The sequence below is a fragment of the Flavobacterium collinsii genome (assembly GCF_902804485.1).
Lineage (GTDB): Bacteria > Bacteroidota > Bacteroidia > Flavobacteriales > Flavobacteriaceae > Flavobacterium > Flavobacterium collinsii.
This window is the reverse complement of record NZ_CADCST010000129.1, coordinates 1-207: the sequence shown is the minus strand read 5'-3', so window position 1 is coordinate 207 and position 207 is coordinate 1. Positions and strand designations below refer to the sequence as shown.

Annotated in this window: 1 protein-coding gene; it reads right to left on the bottom strand. The window is 37.2% G+C overall.

Going from position 1 to position 207, the window contains the following annotated elements; translation table 11 throughout:
* A partial coding sequence (locus FLA105534_RS20570) for a DUF7507 domain-containing protein (protein WP_173967962.1) occupies positions 1–207 on the bottom strand: 207 nt, incomplete at both ends.

Genomic DNA, 207 nt, shown 5'->3' with positions numbered 1-207 from the left:
AGCTAAACTCGCTAAACTTCCACTTACCACTGCATTAGCATCACTAATGGTTACCGGAGCAAGGGTTACGTTTCCTGTATTTTTAACTGTAAAAGTATAATCAATTCTATCACCAACGTTTACAATACCGTCTGCATTAGCATCTACATAAACTCCTTTTTTGCTTACCGTTACTTTTGGTGAAGACGTTAAAGGAACTACTGTACA